At 69.3% G+C, this 17,981-nt stretch carries 19 protein-coding genes and 1 pseudogene; 10 read left to right on the top strand and 10 right to left on the bottom strand.

What is annotated here, in order from left to right:
• Positions 1 to 11 precede the first annotated feature (11 nt).
• The 3 genes from BM249_RS09795 to BM249_RS09785 are packed head-to-tail and all read left to right on the top strand — an operon-like array spanning position 12 to position 2,131.
• Positions 12 to 371: an ArsR/SmtB family transcription factor gene (locus tag BM249_RS09795; RefSeq protein ID WP_425284819.1), complete on the top strand. Its 360-nt coding sequence runs from the start codon at positions 12 to 14 to the stop codon at positions 369 to 371.
• Positions 364 to 801, top strand: a complete 438-nt coding sequence (gene arsC, locus BM249_RS09790; protein ID WP_091971339.1) for an arsenate reductase (glutaredoxin) — start codon at positions 364 to 366, stop codon at positions 799 to 801. The genes BM249_RS09795 and arsC overlap by 8 nt, the downstream gene beginning before the upstream one ends.
• A 34-nt stretch (positions 802 to 835) precedes the next feature.
• Positions 836 to 2,131, top strand: a complete 1,296-nt coding sequence (locus BM249_RS09785) for an arsenic transporter (protein WP_091971337.1) — start codon at positions 836 to 838, stop codon at positions 2,129 to 2,131.
• Between the two features lie 126 nt (positions 2,132 to 2,257).
• On the opposite strand, the gene BM249_RS09780 is transcribed toward BM249_RS09785, so the two are convergent.
• The 4 genes from BM249_RS09780 to BM249_RS09765 all read right to left on the bottom strand — a co-directional run bounded on the left by BM249_RS09780 (position 2,258) and on the right by BM249_RS09765 (position 5,590).
• A complete protein-coding gene (locus tag BM249_RS09780) occupies positions 2,258 to 3,103 on the bottom strand; it encodes a 23S rRNA (adenine(2030)-N(6))-methyltransferase RlmJ (protein ID WP_091971335.1) in 846 nt (281 codons plus the stop codon).
• Positions 3,104 to 3,313: 210 nt separating this feature from the next.
• Positions 3,314 to 3,979 (bottom strand): ribonuclease T2 family protein, encoded by a 666-nt coding sequence (locus tag BM249_RS09775; protein ID WP_091971333.1) that lies wholly within the window; start codon positions 3,977 to 3,979, stop codon positions 3,314 to 3,316.
• Positions 3,976 to 4,443 carry a hypothetical protein gene (locus tag BM249_RS09770; RefSeq protein WP_091971331.1) on the bottom strand — a complete coding sequence of 156 codons (468 nt, stop codon included), beginning with the start codon at positions 4,441 to 4,443 and terminating at the stop codon, positions 3,976 to 3,978. The genes BM249_RS09775 and BM249_RS09770 overlap by 4 nt, the downstream gene beginning before the upstream one ends.
• A gap of 136 nt (positions 4,444 to 4,579) precedes the next feature.
• Positions 4,580 to 5,590 (bottom strand): extensin-like domain-containing protein, encoded by a 1,011-nt coding sequence (locus tag BM249_RS09765; protein WP_091971328.1) that lies wholly within the window; start codon positions 5,588 to 5,590, stop codon positions 4,580 to 4,582.
• Between the two features lie 110 nt (positions 5,591 to 5,700).
• Here BM249_RS09765 and BM249_RS09760 point away from each other — a divergent pair, with 110 nt between their 5' ends.
• Together BM249_RS09760 and BM249_RS09755 are read left to right on the top strand one after the other, a co-directional pair.
• Positions 5,701 to 6,948 carry an amidase gene (locus BM249_RS09760; RefSeq protein WP_091971326.1) on the top strand — a complete coding sequence of 416 codons (1,248 nt, stop codon included), beginning with the start codon at positions 5,701 to 5,703 and terminating at the stop codon, positions 6,946 to 6,948.
• A 15-nt stretch (positions 6,949 to 6,963) separates the two neighbouring features.
• Positions 6,964 to 7,806: a methyltransferase domain-containing protein gene (locus tag BM249_RS09755; RefSeq protein ID WP_210186995.1), complete on the top strand. Its 843-nt coding sequence runs from the start codon at positions 6,964 to 6,966 to the stop codon at positions 7,804 to 7,806.
• A gap of 3 nt (positions 7,807 to 7,809) precedes the next feature.
• Here the strand turns inward: BM249_RS09755 and metW are convergent, their stop codons facing one another.
• Both metW and metX read right to left on the bottom strand, forming a co-directional pair.
• A complete protein-coding gene (metW, locus tag BM249_RS09750) occupies positions 7,810 to 8,508 on the bottom strand; it encodes a methionine biosynthesis protein MetW (RefSeq protein ID WP_244528683.1) in 699 nt (232 codons plus the stop codon).
• A 5-nt stretch (positions 8,509 to 8,513) separates the two neighbouring features.
• On the bottom strand, positions 8,514 to 9,671 hold the full coding sequence (gene metX / locus BM249_RS09745; protein ID WP_177232377.1) for a homoserine O-acetyltransferase MetX: 1,158 nt from the start codon (positions 9,669 to 9,671) through the stop codon (positions 8,514 to 8,516).
• Between the two features lie 421 nt (positions 9,672 to 10,092).
• Here metX and rsgA point away from each other — a divergent pair, with 421 nt between their 5' ends.
• The 5 genes from rsgA (at position 10,093) to BM249_RS09720 (ending at position 14,143) form a co-directional block, all read left to right on the top strand.
• Positions 10,093 to 11,100, top strand: coding sequence for a ribosome small subunit-dependent GTPase A (rsgA, locus tag BM249_RS09740; RefSeq protein ID WP_244528675.1), 1,008 nt, complete (start codon positions 10,093 to 10,095; stop codon positions 11,098 to 11,100).
• Positions 11,101 to 11,107: 7 nt separating this feature from the next.
• Positions 11,108 to 11,530, top strand: coding sequence for a hypothetical protein (locus BM249_RS09735; RefSeq protein WP_091971321.1), 423 nt, complete (start codon positions 11,108 to 11,110; stop codon positions 11,528 to 11,530).
• Positions 11,531 to 11,543: 13 nt separating this feature from the next.
• On the top strand, positions 11,544 to 11,993 hold the full coding sequence (locus BM249_RS09730) for a GNAT family N-acetyltransferase (RefSeq protein WP_091971317.1): 450 nt from the start codon (positions 11,544 to 11,546) through the stop codon (positions 11,991 to 11,993).
• Positions 11,994 to 12,063: 70 nt separating this feature from the next.
• The gene (locus BM249_RS09725) at positions 12,064 to 13,191 is read left to right on the top strand and encodes a pyridoxal phosphate-dependent aminotransferase (protein WP_091971315.1); all 1,128 of its coding nucleotides are present in this window, start codon (positions 12,064 to 12,066) and stop codon (positions 13,189 to 13,191) included.
• The gene (locus BM249_RS09720; protein WP_091971313.1) at positions 13,184 to 14,143 is read left to right on the top strand and encodes a prephenate/arogenate dehydrogenase family protein; all 960 of its coding nucleotides are present in this window, start codon (positions 13,184 to 13,186) and stop codon (positions 14,141 to 14,143) included. Before BM249_RS09725 ends, BM249_RS09720 begins: the two co-directional genes overlap by 8 nt.
• 24 nt (positions 14,144 to 14,167) lie before the next feature.
• On the opposite strand, the gene BM249_RS09715 is transcribed toward BM249_RS09720, so the two are convergent.
• From BM249_RS09715 to BM249_RS09700, 4 genes and pseudogenes are all read right to left on the bottom strand, one after another.
• Positions 14,168 to 15,700, bottom strand: coding sequence for an acyl--CoA ligase (locus BM249_RS09715; protein ID WP_091971311.1), 1,533 nt, complete (start codon positions 15,698 to 15,700; stop codon positions 14,168 to 14,170).
• A 118-nt stretch (positions 15,701 to 15,818) separates the two neighbouring features.
• Positions 15,819 to 16,829 (bottom strand): ketopantoate reductase family protein, encoded by a 1,011-nt coding sequence (locus BM249_RS09710; RefSeq protein WP_091971309.1) that lies wholly within the window; start codon positions 16,827 to 16,829, stop codon positions 15,819 to 15,821.
• 74 nt (positions 16,830 to 16,903) lie between these two features.
• Positions 16,904 to 17,668 (bottom strand): fumarylacetoacetate hydrolase family protein, encoded by a 765-nt coding sequence (locus BM249_RS09705; RefSeq protein ID WP_091971307.1) that lies wholly within the window; start codon positions 17,666 to 17,668, stop codon positions 16,904 to 16,906.
• Between the two features lie 4 nt (positions 17,669 to 17,672).
• Positions 17,673 to 17,981, bottom strand: a pseudogene (locus BM249_RS09700) (oxalate/formate MFS antiporter); the annotation flags it as partial.

The raw sequence follows: 17,981 nt of genomic DNA, 5'->3' as shown, positions 1-17,981 counted from the left end.
TTGCATCAATGATGGATAGCCCGCAAGCCGTCGCGGCCTTCGCCGCCCTCGGCCAGGAGCACCGCCTGCGCATCGTGCGGGCACTCGTCACCGCTGGCCCAGGGGGCTTGGCGGCTGGCGCGCTGGCCGGGGAGGTCGGCGTGTCCGGTACCAACCTGTCCTTCCACGTCAAGGAACTGAGCCGCGCCGGGCTGATCCAGTCCCGGCGAGATGGGCGCTCCATCCTCTACAGCGCCGCCTATCCGGCACTCTCCGGCCTGATCGAGTTCCTGATGCGCGACTGCTGCCAGGGCCGCCCGGAGGTCTGCGCCCCGGCGGTCGTGGCGCTGGCGTCCTGCTGCCCCCCTACCGGAGACATCGCCCATGCCTGAGCCGTTCGACGTCGTGATCTATCACAACCCGGCCTGCGGCACGTCCCGCAACACCCTGGCGATGATCCGCAACGCCGGCATCGAGCCGCACGTGATCGAGTACCTCAAAACCCCGCCTGCGCGGGCGCTGCTCGTGCAGCTCCTCGCCCGTGCCGGCCTGTCGGTGCGCGACGTGCTGCGGGAGAAGGGGACGCCGTTCGCCGAGCTGGGTCTGAGCAACCCGGACCTGACCGACGGGCAGCTCCTCGATACCATCGAGGCGCACCCGATCCTGCTCAACCGCCCGCTGGTGGCCACGCCCAAGGGGGTCGCCCTGTGCCGGCCGTCCGAGGCCGTGCTGGATCTGCTCCCGGCGCAACAGGGCGAGTTCTTCAAGGAAGACGGCGAGCGGGTCGTGGACGAACACGGCCAACGCGTCGCCACCGCCTGAGCGTCTTCATCGACGCCAACAAGAAGCGTTCCCGATGCTCGCGCTCGCCATTTTTCTCATCACGCTCGTGTTCGTCATTTGGCAGCCCAAGGGCCTCGGGATTGGGTGGAGCGCCCTGGCTGGGGCCGCTGTGGCGCTCGCCACAGGGGTGATCCACCCCGGCGATATTCCGGTGGTCTGGCATATCGTCTGGGACGCCACGTTCACCTTCGTCGCGCTCATCATCATCTCCCTGCTCCTCGATGAGGCCGGGTTCTTTCACTGGGCGGCCCTGCACATCGCGCGCTGGGGGGGCGGCCAGGGCCGGCTCCTCTTCCCGCTGGTGATCCTCCTGGGCGCGGCCATCGCGGCGGTGTTCGCCAACGACGGCGCGGCGTTGCTGCTGACCCCGATTGTCCTGGCGATCCTGCTGCGCCTCGCGTTTTCCCCGGCGGCGGCGCTGGCCTTCATCGTCGCCTGCGGGTTCGTAGCCGACAGCACCAGCCTGCCGTTGGTGATCTCCAACCTCGTGAACATCGTCTCGGCCAACTTCTTCGAGGTCACGTTCGGCCGGTACGCCGCCGTGATGGTGCCGGTGAACCTGGTTTCGCTGGCCGTCACACTGGTGGTGCTATGGGCCTACTACCGGCGCGATGTGCCGGTGACCTATCCGGTTGGCGAACTGGAACCGCCTCGGCAGGCGATCCGCGATTCGCTGGTGTTCCGGGCAGCCTTCCCGCTGCTCGGGGGGCTGCTGCTTGCCTACTTCGTCACCGCGCCGTTCGGCGTGCCGGTCTCGGTCGTCACCTGCGCCGGCGCGGCAGGGCTACTCTTGCTCGCCGGTCGCGGCCGAATCATTCCGATCCGCAAGGTGCTGGCCGGCGCCCCCTGGCAAATCGTGCTCTTCAGCCTCGGCATGTATCTGGTGGTCTACGGCCTCGGGAATGCCGGCCTGACCGATGAACTGGCCAAGGGCCTCGTCTGGCTGGGCGGGCAGGGGCCGGTGGTCGCCACGGTCGGTACCGGCTTCGCGGCTGCCCTTATGTCCTCTGTCATGAACAACATGCCGAGCGTGCTGATCGGGGCGCTCTCGATCCAGCAGGCCCCGGACCTCGCGCCGCTGACCCGCGAACTGATGGTTTACGCCAACGTGATCGGCTGCGACCTGGGGCCGAAATTCACCCCCATCGGCAGCCTCGCCACCCTGCTTTGGCTGCACGTGCTGGCGAGCAAGGGTCAGCGCATCACCTGGGGGCAGTACATGAAGGTGGGTTTGGTGATCACCCCACCCGTGCTGCTGATCACGCTGCTGGCGCTGGCCCTGTGGCTCCCGCTCCTCGGCGCCCAGTAGACGGGAGGACAACCCACGTCCACGTTGGAGAAGCACTGGCGGCGGCCCCGACGGCGGAGTCCGGTCGTCTGCGGAACGTCCGCTCTCGGACGAAGGTTCAGGGTCCGCTCACCACCCCCGGCGACCCTACGCCTCCGCCCCGAAGGCCTCGCACCGAAACGCCCCGTAATCCCGCCGCGCCAAGCGTTCGGCCAGCGCCGGCAGGAACAGCATCGCTTCTTCGGCGAGGCGCCAGGGCGGGTTGACGACCACGAGGCCGTTGCCGTTCAGGCGGGTCGGGTCGGGTTCGCTGACGAGGAGATCGAGGCGCAGGGCCGGGCGGTTCAAGGCGCGGTGGAGGTCGGCCACCATGCGGTCGACGTGGGACACGTCCTTGATCGGGTACCAGCCGAGGTAGATCCCCGTTGGCCATTTTGCCACGGCCTTCGCGAGCGCCGCGCCGAGGCGGTCGATCTCGCGGAGTTCCTCGTAGGGCGGGTCGATGAGCACGAGGCCGCGCCGCTCGGGCGGGGGGATCAGGGCGCCCAAAGCCGTCCAGCCGTCGAGATGCATCACCTTCGTGCGCGAATCCTGATTGTAGCGCCCGCGCAGGGTCTCGGCATCGGCCGGGTGCAACTCCACGAACACGCCCTTGTCGGTCGGGCGCAGGAACTCGCGGATGAGCGCGGGCGAGCCCGGATAGGTGGTGGCGCCGTGGCGGGTCTGGGTTGCCGCCACCGCCGCCCGGTAGGGGGCGAGCAGATCCTCCACGGCTTGCGGGAACGGCGCGTCGAGGCGGCCCCAGCCCTCCGCCGCCTCGCCCGTGCGCCCGGCCTCGTCGCCGGTGAGGTCGTAGAAGCCGAGCCCCGCATGGGTGTCGATGGCCCGGAACGGCGTCGCCTTGGCGTGCAGGTGCGTCAGCACCCGCGTCAGGACGAGGTGCTTGAGGACATCGGCGAAATTGCCGGCGTGGAAGGCATGGCGATAGTTCATGCCCCTTGCCTTAAGCCAAGATGCCGGCATCGGCATCGAGATTCGCGCGAGCGACCCGCCGCCGGATGGATGCCGCGAGAGTCCCGGGCCTCGCGGGCAGCACGGGTCCCCTCTCCCCAACGGAAGAGGTAGCCGGTGGCGCCTGACGCGACGTCATGGGGCTGACCGGACGACCATCTCGCGATCACACCCTCGCGAAGGCCACGGCCTTCAGCGCGCGGCGTCGATGGCGACTTCGCCGGCCCGGCAATTCTGGCGCGCCACCTCGGGGCAGGGGGTGAAGCCGCGCAGATCCTTGGAGAAGCAGATCCGCACCTCCTGCAACCGGCCGCGCACGCAGGCGACCGACATCATGTCGGGGCGTAGGCCCTTGTTGGCGAGGACGAACTGGCGGGCGATCTCGATGGGGGCGGCCCGGGTGTCGGCCGTCGGGTTCTGGAACGCGTCCGGGATCGTCACCGCCTCGCGGGCGGTGCGGGTGGCCCGGAAATAGGCCGCCGGATCGAGGCCCGAGCAGGTGCCGTGCTGGCGCCATTCGTGGCGGGCAAGGCCGGGGCTCGGATAAACTTCGCCGGCTAATTCCATCGCCTGCCGGGTCGGCGCCCGCTCGACGCTGGCGCAGTTCGATGGGTAGCCCCTCGTGTATTGCGGCCACAGGCCGTGGACCACGAAGCCGAGGCCCCGGCCCGGCCGGCACTGGCCCTCCGCCTCGCGGCGCCCCCCATCCCCGTCGCAATAGGTCGGCGACCACGACAGGGCGAGGACGTAGAAGTCGAATTCCCCCGGCGTGCCGCGCTGGTCGTAGCCCTGCGCGAAGGCGGCGCCGGAGGCTCCGAACAGAGCGGCCGCGACCGCGAGGGCGCGTCGCCGGCTCACGGACGCGCTTCGCGGCAGGCCGTGGCGTAGGCGTAGGCGAGGTTGCGGTCGAGGCCGTGGACACAGAACTCGACGCCCCAATCGGCCCCGATGATCCCGAGGCCGTCACGCACGGAGTAATCCACCTTGCGGCGCACCCCGTCGGAGGTGGTGGCCACCGCGCTGCAATAGCGGCGGGGCACGAAGTCGAGGCCCCAGGGGCGCCAGGCCGTGCGTTCGATGTGGTCGTAGCTCAGGATGGTGAGCGACGAGTTCCAGAACTTCGCCTCCTTCTCGGCGAAGTGGGTCGAGAGCCGCTCCAGCACCTCGGGGGCCTGACAGCCGGGAATGTTGGCGTCGTAGTTGAACTCGCGCTCCTCGGCGGGGGTGATCTCCTCGCGGCCCGAGCGGGCGAAGGCCGGCTGCAGGGCGCCGGCCAGGGCGAGGCCGAGGGTGAAGGCGGCGAAAAGGCGATTCGGGCGCATGCCGGCAATCTTCTGCTGGAGTCCTTGACGATTGCGCGGAACGGTTGGCCGCTGCACCGTCGGAGTCAAGCTTGGGCGCCGGGGGCGCCGTCGGTTTCACGCCCCCTGGGGTGCGGGGGGCACAGTGGCTTGCCCGTCAGTAGATCGGACCCGACGGACCGGGGGCCGACAGGGACAGGGACTCCTGCTCGAATCCCGGCGCCGGCTCGTCGAAGGTGCGGCCGGTGGCGATCCGGGGCCGGGGCGCCGGCGCGGCGACGTAGGCGGACGGCGCGGGCCGTGCCCGGACCGGGGCCTGACGCGGCGCATGGGCGACCTGGGACGGCGCGGCGCGCAGGTTGTGGGACGTGGGACTCGCGCCGTAGGGATCGTCCTCCTCCACGTCGAGGGGGGCTTGCGGCGGGGCCGGCAGACGATCGACGGGGCGCGGCCGCGTCACGGGCCGGGGCACGCCATCGGCGCCCAGTTGGGGCGTGAATTTGATCAGCGGTTGGCAGATCCGCCGCAGGCCGCGCGGATCGTGGCGGGCGAGATCCACGTGGATGTGGTCGTAGTGGAACACGTTGGAGCCCGGCGCCAGCACCGTGGAGAAGCGGGCGCAGGCGCCCAAAAACACTTCCCGCAGAAAGCCTTGCTCGGCTTCCGTGCCGCGCCAGCCGCCCTTGACGGTGATGACGTAGCCGTCGGCGAGCTTGAACGACATGATGTCGACGGCATTGCCGAAGGAATGCTCGGACAGCTTGGCGCCGACCTGGTTGTTGCGGCCCCGGCAGGCATAGGTGCCGGCGTTGATCTCGGCCACCGGCTGGCCGAAATACAGGTTGGCGGCGGGCTGGATCGTATCCGCCAGCCACGCCTCGGCCTCGGCCAGGGCCGGGCAGGCCAGGGTGACCCGCTGCTTCAGGGCGACGCTGCCCCCCCCCAAACGCGTCACCCGGTAGGGCTGCAGCATGCCGCACACGCCCGGCCCGTCGATGGCCTTGGCCGGGGTGATGAACTCGCTCGGCTGGACTAAGTTCTTGGCGTTGCAGGCCAGTTCGGCCTGGTCGCGCCAGGGCTCGCGCTGCTCAAACTTGTTGAGCGCGCAACCGGTGAGCCCCGCGCCGAACAGCGCCAAGGCGGAGAACGCGAGAACTGGACGCCACATGACGAAGACGATGCGCGGTTTTGCGTAAACGCTCCGTCAACGATGCGGCGAGCTGGCGGGGGCTGTGGATACCTGTTGACAGATCGCAGGCCAGGTCGGACTCACCGCGCATGCTGTCCCTCGTCGATCTTCGCACCCGGATCTCCGCCGGAACCCTCGATCCCGCCGGGGCCGTCGCCCTGTCGCGGGCGGCCATCGCGGCCCGCGAGCCGAGTCTGCAGGCCCTTGCGCATGTGGCGCCCGATCCCGTGATCCCCCGCGACGGCCCCCTCGCCGGCATCGCCGTCGGCCTCAAGGACATCATCGATACGGCCGATATGCCCACCGAAATGGGCTCGCCCCTCTATGCTGGCTGGCGGCCGAAGGCCGACGCGGCCGTCGTCTCCCGCCTGCGGGCGCTCGGGGCCGTGCCCCTCGCCAAGACCGTCACGTGTCCCTTCGCGAGCCGCGACCCCGCCGGAACCGTGAATCCGCACGATCCCCACCACACCCCCGGCGGCTCGTCGGCCGGTTCGGCGGCAGCCGTCGCCGCCGGCCTCCTGCCCCTGGCGCTCGGCACCCAGACGGCCGGTTCGGTGATCCGCCCGGCGGCCTTCTGCGGCGTCGCGGCGATCAAGCCCTCGTTCCGCCTGCTGCCGACGGTGGGGGTGAAGACCTTCTCGTGGGCCCTCGACACGGTCGGTCTGTTCGGCGCCGGCATCCGCGACATCGCCCACGCCCTCGCGCTGCTGGCCAGCCGTCCGGCTCTCGATCTCCAACCCGAGGGAGTCGCCGCGCCCCGGATCGGCTTGGTGCTGCAGGAGTTTGCTGGCCCCGCCGATCCCGACGCCGTCGCGGCCCTGCAGCGCGCGGCGCGCGCGGCCGAGGCCGCCGGGGCGAGGGTCACGGACTTCACCCTGCCGCAACAGTTCGTCGAGGCCTGGGCCATCCACATGACGGTGCAGGGCTTCGAGGCGCGCCAAGCCCTGGCCTGGGAATACGCCCACCATCGCGAGGCCCTGGGGCCGGAACTGCGGGCCGAACTCGACGGGGCCCAGGCCCTCGACGCCTCGGCCTACGACGCGGCCCGCCGCACGGCCCATCGGGCCCGGCGCGTTCTCAAGGACGTATTCTCTGAGTTCGATGCGCTCCTCACCGTCTCGGCCCCCGGCCGGGCTCCGGCCGGGCTCACCAGCACGGGTGACGCGCGCTTCAACCGCCTTTGGACCCTCATGGGTGTGCCTTGCGTCAACGTGCCCGTACCGGGGGACGGCCTGCCCCTCGGTGTGCAGGTCGTCGCGCGCTTCGGTGACGACGGGCGGGCACTCGCCGTGGCGCGACTGATCGAGGCCGCTCTCGCGAAGTCGCGCCGGGGGTGATCCCCGATCGCCTCGATGCCCCCTCATGCGGTCACCGCGCTTGAGCCCTTGAAGTCCGGCGGCTATCGCGACCGCTCGCCCCTCGACGTGAGCCTCCATCCGCCAATGCATTCCTGGAAGCAGGCTGTAGCCCAGGCCTTCGACAGGGCCGAGGGCTACGACGCCGCCGCGGTCATCCAGGCGCGGGTGGCCGAGGGCTTGGCGACCCGCGTCGCGGCCCTGCCCCTCGCGACGGCGCCGCGCGTTCTCGAGATCGGCTGCGGCACCGGGCTCCTGACGGCGGCCCTGCATCAGCGGATCACGCCCGGCGCGTATCTCGCCACGGATCTCGCCCCTGCCATGATCCTGCGTTGCCGCGCGCGTCTCGGATCGGGGCCGCGTTTCGTGGTGATGGACGGTGAGCGTCCGTGCCTCGCGTCCGGCTTCGACCTCGTTTGTTCGAGTCTGGCCGCGCAATGGTTCGAGGATCTGCCCGGCGCCCTGACGCGGCTCGCCGGGCTTCTCGCACCGCGAGGCCATCTCGCCGTGGCGACCCTGGCCGCCGGGACCTTCGCCGAATGGCGCCAAGCCCACGCCGATATCGGCCTCACGGCCGCGACACCGAACTATCCCACGGCAGCGGACCTCGAGGCGCTTCGTATCCCAGGCTGCACCGTCGCGGTCGCGTACGAGCCTTTGGTGGAGGTGCATGCCGATGGGCGTGCCTTCCTCAACGCCCTGCGGGCCATCGGCGCCGGCACGCCGGCCGGCCGCGCACCCCTGTCCCCCGGAAGCTTGCGGCGTGTCCTGCGCCGCTTCGAAGCGGCCGGGGCGCGCGTCACTTACGAGATCGCGACGCTCCTGATCCAACGTAGCTGAGGATCAGACCTGTCTCGGTCCGCCGAAGACTTCGCCGGCCTCCTGGCTCAGCAGGAAGACGCCCTGCGCGCCAAGCAGATTCCAGACCCACCACGGCATCGCGAAGCGCATGGGTCTGCCCCGTGCATCGAGGGCCGTGGCTTTCTCGATCCGCGCCCCCACCGTCCGGCAGAGACCGACGAAATCCCGGATGGTGCAGTGGTGGATGTTCTGGGTCTCGTACCATTCCTCCGGCATCAGGGGCGTGACCGGCATCCGGCCGCGAAAGCCGAGTTCCGCGCGCACGCGCCAATGTCCGAAATTCGGGAACGAGATCACCACCTGCCGCCCGATGCGCAGGAGGTGTTCGAGGACGATGCGTGGGTTGCGCGTCGCCTGGATGGTCTGGGACAGGATCACCACGTCGAAGGCGTCGTCGGGGTAGTTGGCGAGATCCGTATCGGCGTCGCCCTGAATCACCGGCAGGCCGCGTGCGAGACATGCGTTGACGCCGTGGCGCGAGAGTTCGATGCCGCGCCCATCGATGCCACGCCGATCCCGCAGAAGCGCCAGGAGCGTGCCGTCGCCGCAGCCGATATCGAGGACTCGCGCCCCCGGGGGCACGAGTCCTAGGACCACGAGATGGTCGATCCGCGCCCCGTCCCGTTCGCCCTGCGGCAGCGAGGCGGCGGCATCCCAGGGCGCCGGAGGGGTGTCGCGCAGTTGCTTCACAGGCCGCGTGCCCGGGCGGCGGCGTCGATGAAGCCGTGCGCGGCCGCGAACATCACCGGCTCATCCAGCAGGAAGGCGTCGTGCCCCTTGTCGCTCTCGATCTCGACGAAGGCCACCGCCGCCGAGGCCGCGTTGAGGGCGTGCACGATGGCGCGGGAATCGGCCGTGGGGAACAACCAGTCGGAGGTGAAGGACATGACGCAGAACCGAGTCTTCGTGTCCTTGAAGGCCTTGGCGAGGACGCCGCCATGGTCTGCGGCGAGATCGAAGTAATCCATGGCGCGGGTCAGATACAGGTAGGCGTTGGCATCGAATCGCTCGACGAAGCTGAGGCCCTGGTGGCGTAGGTAGCTCTCGATCTGGAAATCGGCATTGAACGAGAAGGTCGGGGCCGAGCCGTCCTGGAACCGTCGCCCGAACTTGCGGTGCAGGGCCGGCTCCGACAGGTAGGTGATGTGCGCGCCCATGCGGGCGACACCGAGCCCCTTGGCCGGACGCGTACCGGCTTCGAGGTAGCGTCCTTCGGCCCAGGCGGGATCGGCCATGATCGCCTGCCGACCGACCTCGTGGAACGCGATGTTCTGGGCCGAGTGGCGTGCCCCCGTGGCGATGGGCATGGCGGCGAACACCCGCTCCGGGTAGAGCGCCGCCCATTGCAGCACTTGCATGCCACCCATCGAGCCGCCGATACACAGGAACAGGTCGCGGATGCCGAGGCGATCCAGCAGCATGGCCTGCGCCCGGACCATGTCGCGGATGGTCACGAGGGGAAAATCGAGGCCGTAGGCCCGGCCCGTCGCCGGATCGGTGGAAGCCGGCCCCGTGGAGCCCATACAGGAACCGACGACGTTGGAGCAGACGACGAAGTAGCGGTTGGTGTCGATGGGCTTGCCCGGCCCCACCAGGGTCTCCCACCAGCCGCGCTTGCCCGTCACCGGATGGGTATGGGCGAAATGCTGGTCCCCCGTGAGCGCGTGGCAGATGAGCACCGCATTGGAGCGGTCGGCATTGAGGGTGCCGGCGGTCTGATAGGCGATCTGGAACGGCGCCAGGAGCACGCCCGCATCCATCGCCAGGGGCTCGTCAGGACCGAACTGCACGATCTGGCCCTGCGTGCTCGGCGCCTCTGCCTCAGCGACGGTGGGGGGGGGCACCGGGACGGCAGACTCGGTGCGGCTCTGGGCGGCGGGATCGAGCGACAGGGTCATGGAGTAAGGGGAGGTGTTGGGATGAGAGTGAGAGTGTTCTCGGGGGTGACGATCTATCCGTGGAGAACACACAGCGGTTCGGCGTGGAGACGGACCGACCCATCGCGCCTGAGTGGATCGGAGGTAGTGTGCGCCCAATCATGCGTCAACGAAACCATGGGCGATGGGATTCTCACCACTTGGCCTTCGGATCGCGCGACAGGGACCGTGAAAATGCGTTTTAGAAGTGCGTTTCTCGCAAAAAATTGCTCCTTCCCGACAACCTCGCCTAGGGTGCCTCTATTGATTTGCCGGCGAAATAGAAACTTTCCTAGCGACATGAATTGGTCTCTGCCGCGTGTCTGCGCGGGGCGTGGAGCCTCATCCCTTGCCTGAATCCCTGGATCATCGGGCCGAATCCCTCGCGGCCCTTGGGTGGACAGCTTACTTCGCCGACCAGGTCGGAGAATGGCCGGGCGAGCCCATGCGCATCGGCATGGTGCATCGCTCGCGAATGAGTGCTATTGGCGCCGAAGGATCGATTAGGCTCGCTCTCCCGCCCCGCACCAACACGGGCGCCTACGCCGTCGGCGACTGGGTCCTCGTCGACCCCCTCACCTGGACGATCCTGATGCGTCTGGAGCGCAAGACTCTTCTCGCCCGGCGCGTGGAGGGCAGCGCGGTGCCACAGCTCGCCGCCGCCAATGTCGATACCCTCTTCATCGCCACATCCTGCAATGCCGACTTCAACGTCGGCCGCCTGGAGCGTTACCTCGCCCTCGCCAATCAGGCCGGGACGGAGCCGGTGATCCTACTCACCAAGGCCGATATGGCGGACGATATTGAAACCTATCGTCTGCAGGCCGAGGCCTTGCAGCGCGACCTGCCCGTGGTGATCCTCAACCCCCGCGAAACGGAGGCGGCCGCTTCCCTCGCACCCTGGTGCGGACCGGGACGGACGGTCGCCCTCGTCGGCTCCTCCGGCGTCGGCAAATCGACCCTGGTCAACACCCTGGTGGGGGAGGGGGCGGGCGAACCCCAGCTGACCGGCGGCATCCGCGAGCACGATGCCAAGGGGCGCCACACCACCACGGCGCGCTCGCTCCACGCCATCGCGGGTGGCGGCTGGGTCATCGACACACCAGGGATGCGCACCCTCCACGTCAGCGATGCGGCAGAGGGGATCGAGACCCTGTTCGCCGAAATCACCGAACTGGCGCCCCTGTGCCGGTTTCGCGATTGCACCCACGAGCACGAGCCGGGTTGCGCCGTCCGGGCGGCGGTGGCCGAGGGAAGTCTCGATCCCGAGCGCCTGTCGCGCTGGCGCAAGCTCCGCGACGAGAACCGGGTGAACACGCCGGTGATGACCGGCCCGCGCGGCAACAAGAAGCGGTGAGCCGGCCATGACCGCTTGGCCGCCCCTCGACCGTGAACGGTTCGCCAAATGCCGCGCCCTCATGGAGCGCGGCGCGACGCCGGGTGAGCGCGCCGCCGGCCGGGCCGCCGCCACCCGTATCGCCGCCGCCGCCGGGCTCACCTTGGCGCAGGCCGAGCGAGCGGGGACGGTGCGTTCGGAGACCGCCAAGCCACGGTCGACCCCGACTTATGCTTGGCAGAGGCCCAAGGCCCCGCCGACTCCGATCACCCTCGAGGAATTGCAAGCTCAGAAGCTTGCGGCGGAGGCGCGCCGCCGCGGACAAGCGGAGCGAGCGGCCAAGCGCCGGCGGGCGGTCCTCGCCGAGCAGGAACGCCAGAACGTCGCTGTCCGCGCCGCGCAGGCCGAGCGTGACCGGATTTGGGCAGAGGCCCGGGGATCAGGGACATAGATCGGACGGAACCGTGGGAAACCGCTACGGCCTCGAAATTCGAAGTGCCTGCGCCGCCGATGCGGCGGGCCTCGCAGTGCTGCTCGCCGAGGCGGGACTTACGCTTCCGGCGGACACCCTCGCCGAACGCCTTGACGCGATGCGGGCCGTGGGCGGTGCGGTGCTCATCGCGCAGGAATGGGGGCCGCCAAGCGGCCTCGTGGTGCTGCACTGGTATCGGACCTTGAGCGAGGCAAGGCTCGTCGCGCAGATCACCACTCTGTTCGTAGGCGTGGAACAACGCCGTCGCGGCGTCGGCCGCCTTCTCCTCAAGTCCGCCTCGCAGGCTGCCCGCATGGCCGAGTGCGACATGCTTCAGATCGTGGCGCCTCCCGATCTGGCCGACCTCGATGCCTTCTGCCGCGCCACCGGTTTCACGCCCGGCGGCCCCGGCTTCGTACGACCGCTGCGGAAGGGACGTTGAGCGCCGTCGCGCTCGTCAAGGCGAGCGAGCTTTGTTAGACGGTGTCCTCGCGATCACCCCGGCCCGTTCCATGTCGTCTTCCGCTTCGCCTGCCTCCATCCGCCCGGTGCCCCGTCCGGGGGTCCTGGCCATCGAGGCCTACGTGCCCGGCAAGAGCGGGGCGCCGGGGGCGCACAAGGTGCACAAGCTCTCCTCCAACGAGACGCCCCTCGGACCGAGCCCGCTCGCCCTCGAGGCCCTGCGGGAGGCGTCCGCCAAACTCGAACTCTACCCGGACGGGACCTCGGCGCGCCTGCGCGAGGCCATCGGTCGCCGCTATGGCCTCGACCCCGCCCGCATCGTCTGCGGCGCCGGCTCCGACGAACTGCTGTCCTTCCTCGCCTACGCCTATATGGGACCGGGCGACGAGGGCATCTTCTGCGCCCACGGCTTCCTCGTCTACCGCATCGCCATCCTGGCGGCCGGCGGCACCCCCGTGGTGGTGCCCGAGCGCGACCTGACGGCCGATGTCGACGCGATGCTGGCCGCCGTGACGCCACGCACGAAGATCGTCTACCTCGCCAACCCCAACAACCCGACGGGCACCTACCTGCCGTTCGACGAGGTTCGCCGCCTGCACGCGGGCTTGCCGCCGCACGTCCTCCTCGTCCTCGACGGGGCCTATGCCGAGTATGTCCGCGCCAACGATTACAGCGCCGGCCTCGACCTCGTGCTCGAGTCCCAGAACGTGGTGATGACCCGGACCTTCTCGAAGATCCACGGTCTCGCCTCTCTGCGGATCGGCTGGATGGTGGCTCCGGCCGAGGTGGCGGATGCCGTGAATCGCATCCGGGGGCCGTTCAACCTCTCGGGACCGGGCATCGCCGCCGGGGCCGCGGCCATTGCCGACGAGGCGCATGTGGCGGCGGCGGTCGCACACAACGACACCTGGCTCGCTTGGATGACGCGAAAGGTGACGGCCCTTGGGCTCACCGTGACACCGAGTGTCGCCAACTTCGTCCTCGTGCATTTCCCCGACGAGGCCGGGCGCGGCGCGGCGGAGGCGGACGCATTCCTGACCGCACACGGTATTATCGCCCGGCGAGTCTCGTCCTACGGCCTGCCCCAGGCCCTGCGCGTCACCGTCGGCAGCGAGGAGGCCAACCGCGCCTTCCTCGCCGCGCTGACGGACTTCGTCGAGGGCGCTCCGCGTGCCTGAAACGAAAGCGCCGCTCGTCGGCACCCTCGCCATCGTTGGCCTCGGGCTCATCGGTTCGTCCATCGCCCGGGGGACGCGGCAGTACGGCCTCGCGAAACGCATCGTGGCCATCGACCGCGATCCGGGCGTGGTGGAGCGGGTCCGGGCGCTCGGCCTCGCCGAGATCGTGACGAGCGATGTCGCCGCCGGCGTCGCCGAAGCCGACCTCGTGATCCTATGCGTGCCCGTGGGCGCCGTGGGCACCGTGGCGGAAGACATGGCAACGGCGTTGAAGCCCGGCGCCATCGTGTCCGATGTCGGCTCGGTGAAGGCCTCCGTAGTGGCGGCCGTGGCGCCGCATCTGCCCAAGGGAGTCGCCTTCGTGCCGGCCCATCCCGTGGCCGGCACCGAATATTCCGGACCGGATGCCGGGTTCTCGACCCTGTTCTCCGGGCGCTGGTGCATCCTCACCCCGCCGGAGGGCACGGATCCGGACGCCGCCGCGCGGGTTCAGACATTCTGGGAGGGCCTCGGCGCCATCGTCGAGACCATGACGCCCGAGCACCACGACCTCGTGCTCGCCATCACCAGCCACGTGCCGCACCTCATCGCCTACAACATCGTCGGCACCGCCGCCGATCTCGAGACGGTGACGCAGTCGGAAGTGATCAAGTTCTCGGCTGGCGGCTTTCGCGATTTCACCCGCATCGCCGCCTCCGACCCGACCATGTGGCGCGACGTGTTCCTCACCAACAAGGACGCGGTGCTGGAGATGCTCGGGCGCTTCAACGAGGATCTCGCGGCGCTCGCCCGCGCCATCCGCTGGGGCGACGGCGAGGCCCTGCACGAGTTGTTCACCCGCACCCGCGCCATCCGCAAGGGCATCGTCGCCATGGGGCAGGAGACGGCGGAAGCGGATTTCGGCCGCGCTCGGTCGGGGCCTACGCCCGAGAAAGTGCCGCCCGTCGCTTGAGGGCGGCACTTCCCAAAGGGCGCCTCAGACGAGGCCGAGTTTCTGCGCCAGTCCGATGCGCTGGAGCTTGCCAGTGGCGCCCTTGGGGATCTCATCGAGGATGAGGATCTTGGCCGGCACCTTGAAGGCGGCCAAGCGCTCCTGGGCAAAGCCCCGTAGTTCCTTCTCCACCAGGGTCTGACCCTCGCGTAGGACGATGGCCGCCGCGACGTCCTCACCGAGCTTGTCGTGCGGCATCGCGAAGGTGACGCATTGCGACACGGCGGGGTGGTCCATGAGGATTTCGTCCACCTCGCGCGGCGAGATTTTTTCGCCGCCCCGATTGATGATCTCCTTGAGGCGTCCCGTGAGCGACAGGTAGCCCTCCGGTGTCAGCGAACCCTGGTCGCCCGTGCGGAACCAGCCCTGCTTCGTGAACGCCTCGGCATTGGCCTTGTCGTTGTTCTCGTAGCCCGCCATCACGTTGTCGCCCCGGATGACGATCTCGCCGATCTCGCCGGCGGGCAGGGGCTCGCCCTCGTCGTCGACGATGGCGATCTCGGGGCCGGCGGCAAGGCCCACCGAACCGGCGTAATGCGGCCGGGGCGGCAGGGGGTTCGAGGCCATCTGGTGCGACGCCTCGGTCATGCCGTAGGCCTCGATGAGGGGCGCGCCGAACACGTCCTCGATCTCCTTCATCACCTGCGGCGGCATGGAGGAGGAGGAGGAGCGGATGAACCGCAGCGGGTTGGCGTCGATGATCTCCTTGTTGCGGCCGGCACGGGCGAGGATTGCCTGGTGCATGGTCGGCACCGCCGTGTACCAGGTCGGGCGCACCTCACCCATCCAGCCGAAGAACTTCAGGGCGTTGAAGCCCGGCGTGCAGGAGACCTGACCGCCGGCCGAGAGTGGCGCCAGGATGCCGGCGATGAGCCCGTGGATGTGGAACAGCGGCATGATGTTGAGGCCGCGATCCTCCGCTGTAAACGCGAGCGTCTCGCGGATATTGCGGGCCGAGGCGCAGACATTCGACTGCTTCAGGGGCACAATCTTCGGGCGCGAGGTGGTGCCGGAGGTGTGGAGCACGAGGGCGATGTCGTCGGGCTCGGCCGGGCCGCCCTTGGCGGCGGGGGCAGCCGCGTCGTTCGCGAAGGTCAGCGTGAAGGAGCCCGCCCCCTCTTCGGGGGTCGGACGCAGGCGCACCACCGGCACGCCGAGCTTTTCGGCCACCGCCACGGCCGGCGTCTCGGAGCCTTCCGCGACCACCAGCAGCTTGGCGTTGAGGTCGGAAAGGTAGAAGTTGAATTCGTCGGCCTTGTAGCTCGGGTTGAGTGGCGCCGAGGTGGCGCCCGCCGCGATGGCGATGAAGGCCGCGGCCATTTCCGGCCCGTTGTCGAGGACGATGCCGACGCGGTCGCCCCGGCCGATCCCTTGGGCATTGAGGGCCGCGATGGTGCGGTCGGTGAGGGCGCGTAAGCCTCCGAAGGTCAGGGGCACGCCGCCGGGGCTCGACAGGGCGGTGGCCGCGTCGGCGCCCGTCTGGATCAGCGCATGCAGGGTGGTGGCGTTCTCGGCCATGGGGACGGTATCCTCAATTGGAGCTGCCTTCGGATTCTCGAAGGCGGTTCGCCGCATGAGCGGCGGTGCGCGGTCACGCTTGCCGGCGATCGCGTGCGACCGCCGGAGAATCTGCTTGTCAGGCGGCCGTGATGACGAGGCGCCCCTGCGCCCGCTCGAGGCTCTGCGACAGCAGGCGCATCAGGGCATAGACCGTGCCGATATGCGGCGTCGGCGTCTCGGTGAGGCGCCCGAGTTCGATGATGGAGCCGACGAGGGCCTCGAGCTCGATGGGCCGTCCGGCCTCGACGTCCTGCAGCATCGAGGTCTTGTGGGCGCCGACCTTTTCCGCCCCGGCGATGCGCTTCTCGATGCCGAGCTTGAAGGTGATCCCGAGCTTGCCCGCGATTTCCTGCGCTTCGCGCATCATGTCGGCGGCCAGAGCCCGCGTCTCGGGGAACTGGCAGATATCCACGAGGGTGGCGTGGCTCAGGGCCGAGATCGGGTTGAAGCTGAGGTTGCCCCAGAGCTTGAGCCAGATCTCGGCCCGGATGTCGGAGGTGACGGGTGCGCGGAACCCGGCCTTGATGAGGCGCTGGGCCAGGGACTGCACGCGTGGGCTCATGGAACCGTCGAGCTCGCCGAGACCGAAGCGGTGGCCTTCGATCACCTGCACCACGCCCGGCTCCGTCAGCACGGCGGCGGGATACACGACGGAGCCGATGACGTGCTTCGGATCGAGGTGCTTGGCGATGAGCGCGCCCGGATCGGCGGTCTCCAAGTGGGTGCCGGTCAGATCCCCACCGTGACCACCCGAAAAATACCACCACGGAATGCCGTTCTGCATGGTCACCACCATGGTGTCGGGACCGATGAGGTGATGCAGGTCGGCGGCGATGGGGCCGACTTGATGCGCCTTGACGGTCAGCAGCACGATGTCGTGCTTGCCGGCCTCGTCCATGGATTTCGTGGCGCGCAAATTCTTGGCGTGGATCTCGGAGCCGTCCTCCTCGATGAGGCGCATGCCGTTCGCCTGGATGGCGTCGAGATTGGCGCCGCGCGCGATGAAGGTGACGTCCTCGCCGACGTTGGCGAGGCGTACGCCCAGGAATCCGCCGATGGCGCCGGCGCCGACGATGGCGATGCTCATATGGGTGTCCCTTGAAATCCGTGTCCGGCAATCGTGTGTCGGGCGGGCCGATGCGTGGCCCGCCGGGGGGAGCGTCAGGCGAAGGGGTTCGAGAGAACGCCGATTCCGTCGATCTCGACCTCGACGGTGGCGCCCTTCGGGATCGGCCCGGCACCGTTGGAGGTTCCGCAGGCGATGAGGTCGCCGGGCTCAAGGGTGATGCCGCGCGAGATCAGGGCGACGATCTCGTGTGGCTTGAAGATCATGTCGGCCACCGGATAACGCTGCCGTTCGCGACCGTTGACCCGAACAGCGACGGAGAGATCGTCGGGCGTGAGGCCCGTGGCGATGACCGGGCCGAAGGGACCGAACCCGTCGAAGCCCTTCGAGCGAGTCCATTGCACGAAGCTCGGATCGGCTTTGAGCACCTCCAGGGCGGTGACGTCGTTGACGCAGGTATAACCGAAGATGTGCTCCGCCGCCGCCTCGGGCGTGAGATCGCGCCCGCGTCGGCCAATCACGATGCCGAGTTCGCCCTCGAACAGGAGGCGGCCGACGCCGTCCGGAACCGTCACGGTCTCGCCGCTCGCCCGGTAGGTGTTGGGGGGCTTCACGAAGAACAGCGGGTTCTCGGGCCGGTCCAGGCCCTGCTTCTCCGCTGCCGCGTGGAAGTTGTTCCACAGGGCGATGAGCTTGGAAGGCCGGCACGGCAGGTCGAGGGTCACGTCGGCAAGGGCGAGGGTTTCGCCCGTGGGGGCCGGATCGGAGAAGAGGTCGCCGGTGTGGACGGCGATCCGATCCCCGTCGAGGCGGCCGAAGCCGCCCCGGCCGTCATGGGTGTAGCGGAGCCAGTGGGCCATGGTCTCAGGCATTCCGAGCGATGACCCGGGCCCGCCAGGGCTTCAACACGGCGATGGCGAGGATCGAGGCGAGGATGTTGGCGCCGGCCGCGACGAGGAACACGCCGTCCCAGCTCGCCGAGCTCTGCTGCAGATAGTTGGCGGCGGGGACGAGGAGGGCGGCCGTGCCCTTGGCGGTGTAGAGCAGGCCGGCATTGGTGGCGGCGAACTTGGTGCCGAAGGTGTCGGTGCAGGTGGAGGGGAACAGGGAGTAGATCTCACCCCAGGCGAAGAACACGAAGCCCGAGAGCAGCACGAACCACAGGGGATCGTG

Origin of the sequence: Methylobacterium gossipiicola (assembly GCF_900113485.1) — a bacterium.
Taxonomy (GTDB): domain Bacteria; phylum Pseudomonadota; class Alphaproteobacteria; order Rhizobiales; family Beijerinckiaceae; genus Methylobacterium; species Methylobacterium gossipiicola.
This window is presented reverse-complemented; position numbering and strand designations above follow the sequence as displayed.

What these genes read in the sequence shown, in the direction of transcription:
- BM249_RS09795 (WP_425284819.1), top strand. Translation starts at nt 12, where the DNA reads ATGGATAGCCCGCAAGCCGTCGCGGCCTTCGCCGCCCTCGGCCAGGAG.
- arsC (WP_091971339.1), top strand. Translation starts at nt 364, where the DNA reads ATGCCTGAGCCGTTCGACGTCGTGATCTATCACAACCCGGCCTGCGGC.
- BM249_RS09785 (WP_091971337.1), top strand. Translation starts at nt 836, where the DNA reads ATGCTCGCGCTCGCCATTTTTCTCATCACGCTCGTGTTCGTCATTTGG.
- BM249_RS09780 (WP_091971335.1), bottom strand. Translation starts at nt 3,103, where the DNA reads ATGAACTATCGCCATGCCTTCCACGCCGGCAATTTCGCCGATGTCCTC.
- BM249_RS09770 (WP_091971331.1), bottom strand. Translation starts at nt 4,443, where the DNA reads ATGCGCCCGAATCGCCTTTTCGCCGCCTTCACCCTCGGCCTCGCCCTG.
- BM249_RS09765 (WP_091971328.1), bottom strand. Translation starts at nt 5,590, where the DNA reads ATGTGGCGTCCAGTTCTCGCGTTCTCCGCCTTGGCGCTGTTCGGCGCG.
- BM249_RS09760 (WP_091971326.1), top strand. Translation starts at nt 5,701, where the DNA reads ATGCTGTCCCTCGTCGATCTTCGCACCCGGATCTCCGCCGGAACCCTC.
- BM249_RS09755 (WP_210186995.1), top strand. Translation starts at nt 6,964, where the DNA reads ATGCCCCCTCATGCGGTCACCGCGCTTGAGCCCTTGAAGTCCGGCGGC.
- BM249_RS09735 (WP_091971321.1), top strand. Translation starts at nt 11,108, where the DNA reads ATGACCGCTTGGCCGCCCCTCGACCGTGAACGGTTCGCCAAATGCCGC.
- BM249_RS09725 (WP_091971315.1), top strand. Translation starts at nt 12,064, where the DNA reads ATGTCGTCTTCCGCTTCGCCTGCCTCCATCCGCCCGGTGCCCCGTCCG.
- BM249_RS09715 (WP_091971311.1), bottom strand. Translation starts at nt 15,700, where the DNA reads ATGGCCGAGAACGCCACCACCCTGCATGCGCTGATCCAGACGGGCGCC.
- BM249_RS09710 (WP_091971309.1), bottom strand. Translation starts at nt 16,829, where the DNA reads ATGAGCATCGCCATCGTCGGCGCCGGCGCCATCGGCGGATTCCTGGGC.
- BM249_RS09705 (WP_091971307.1), bottom strand. Translation starts at nt 17,668, where the DNA reads ATGGCCCACTGGCTCCGCTACACCCATGACGGCCGGGGCGGCTTCGGC.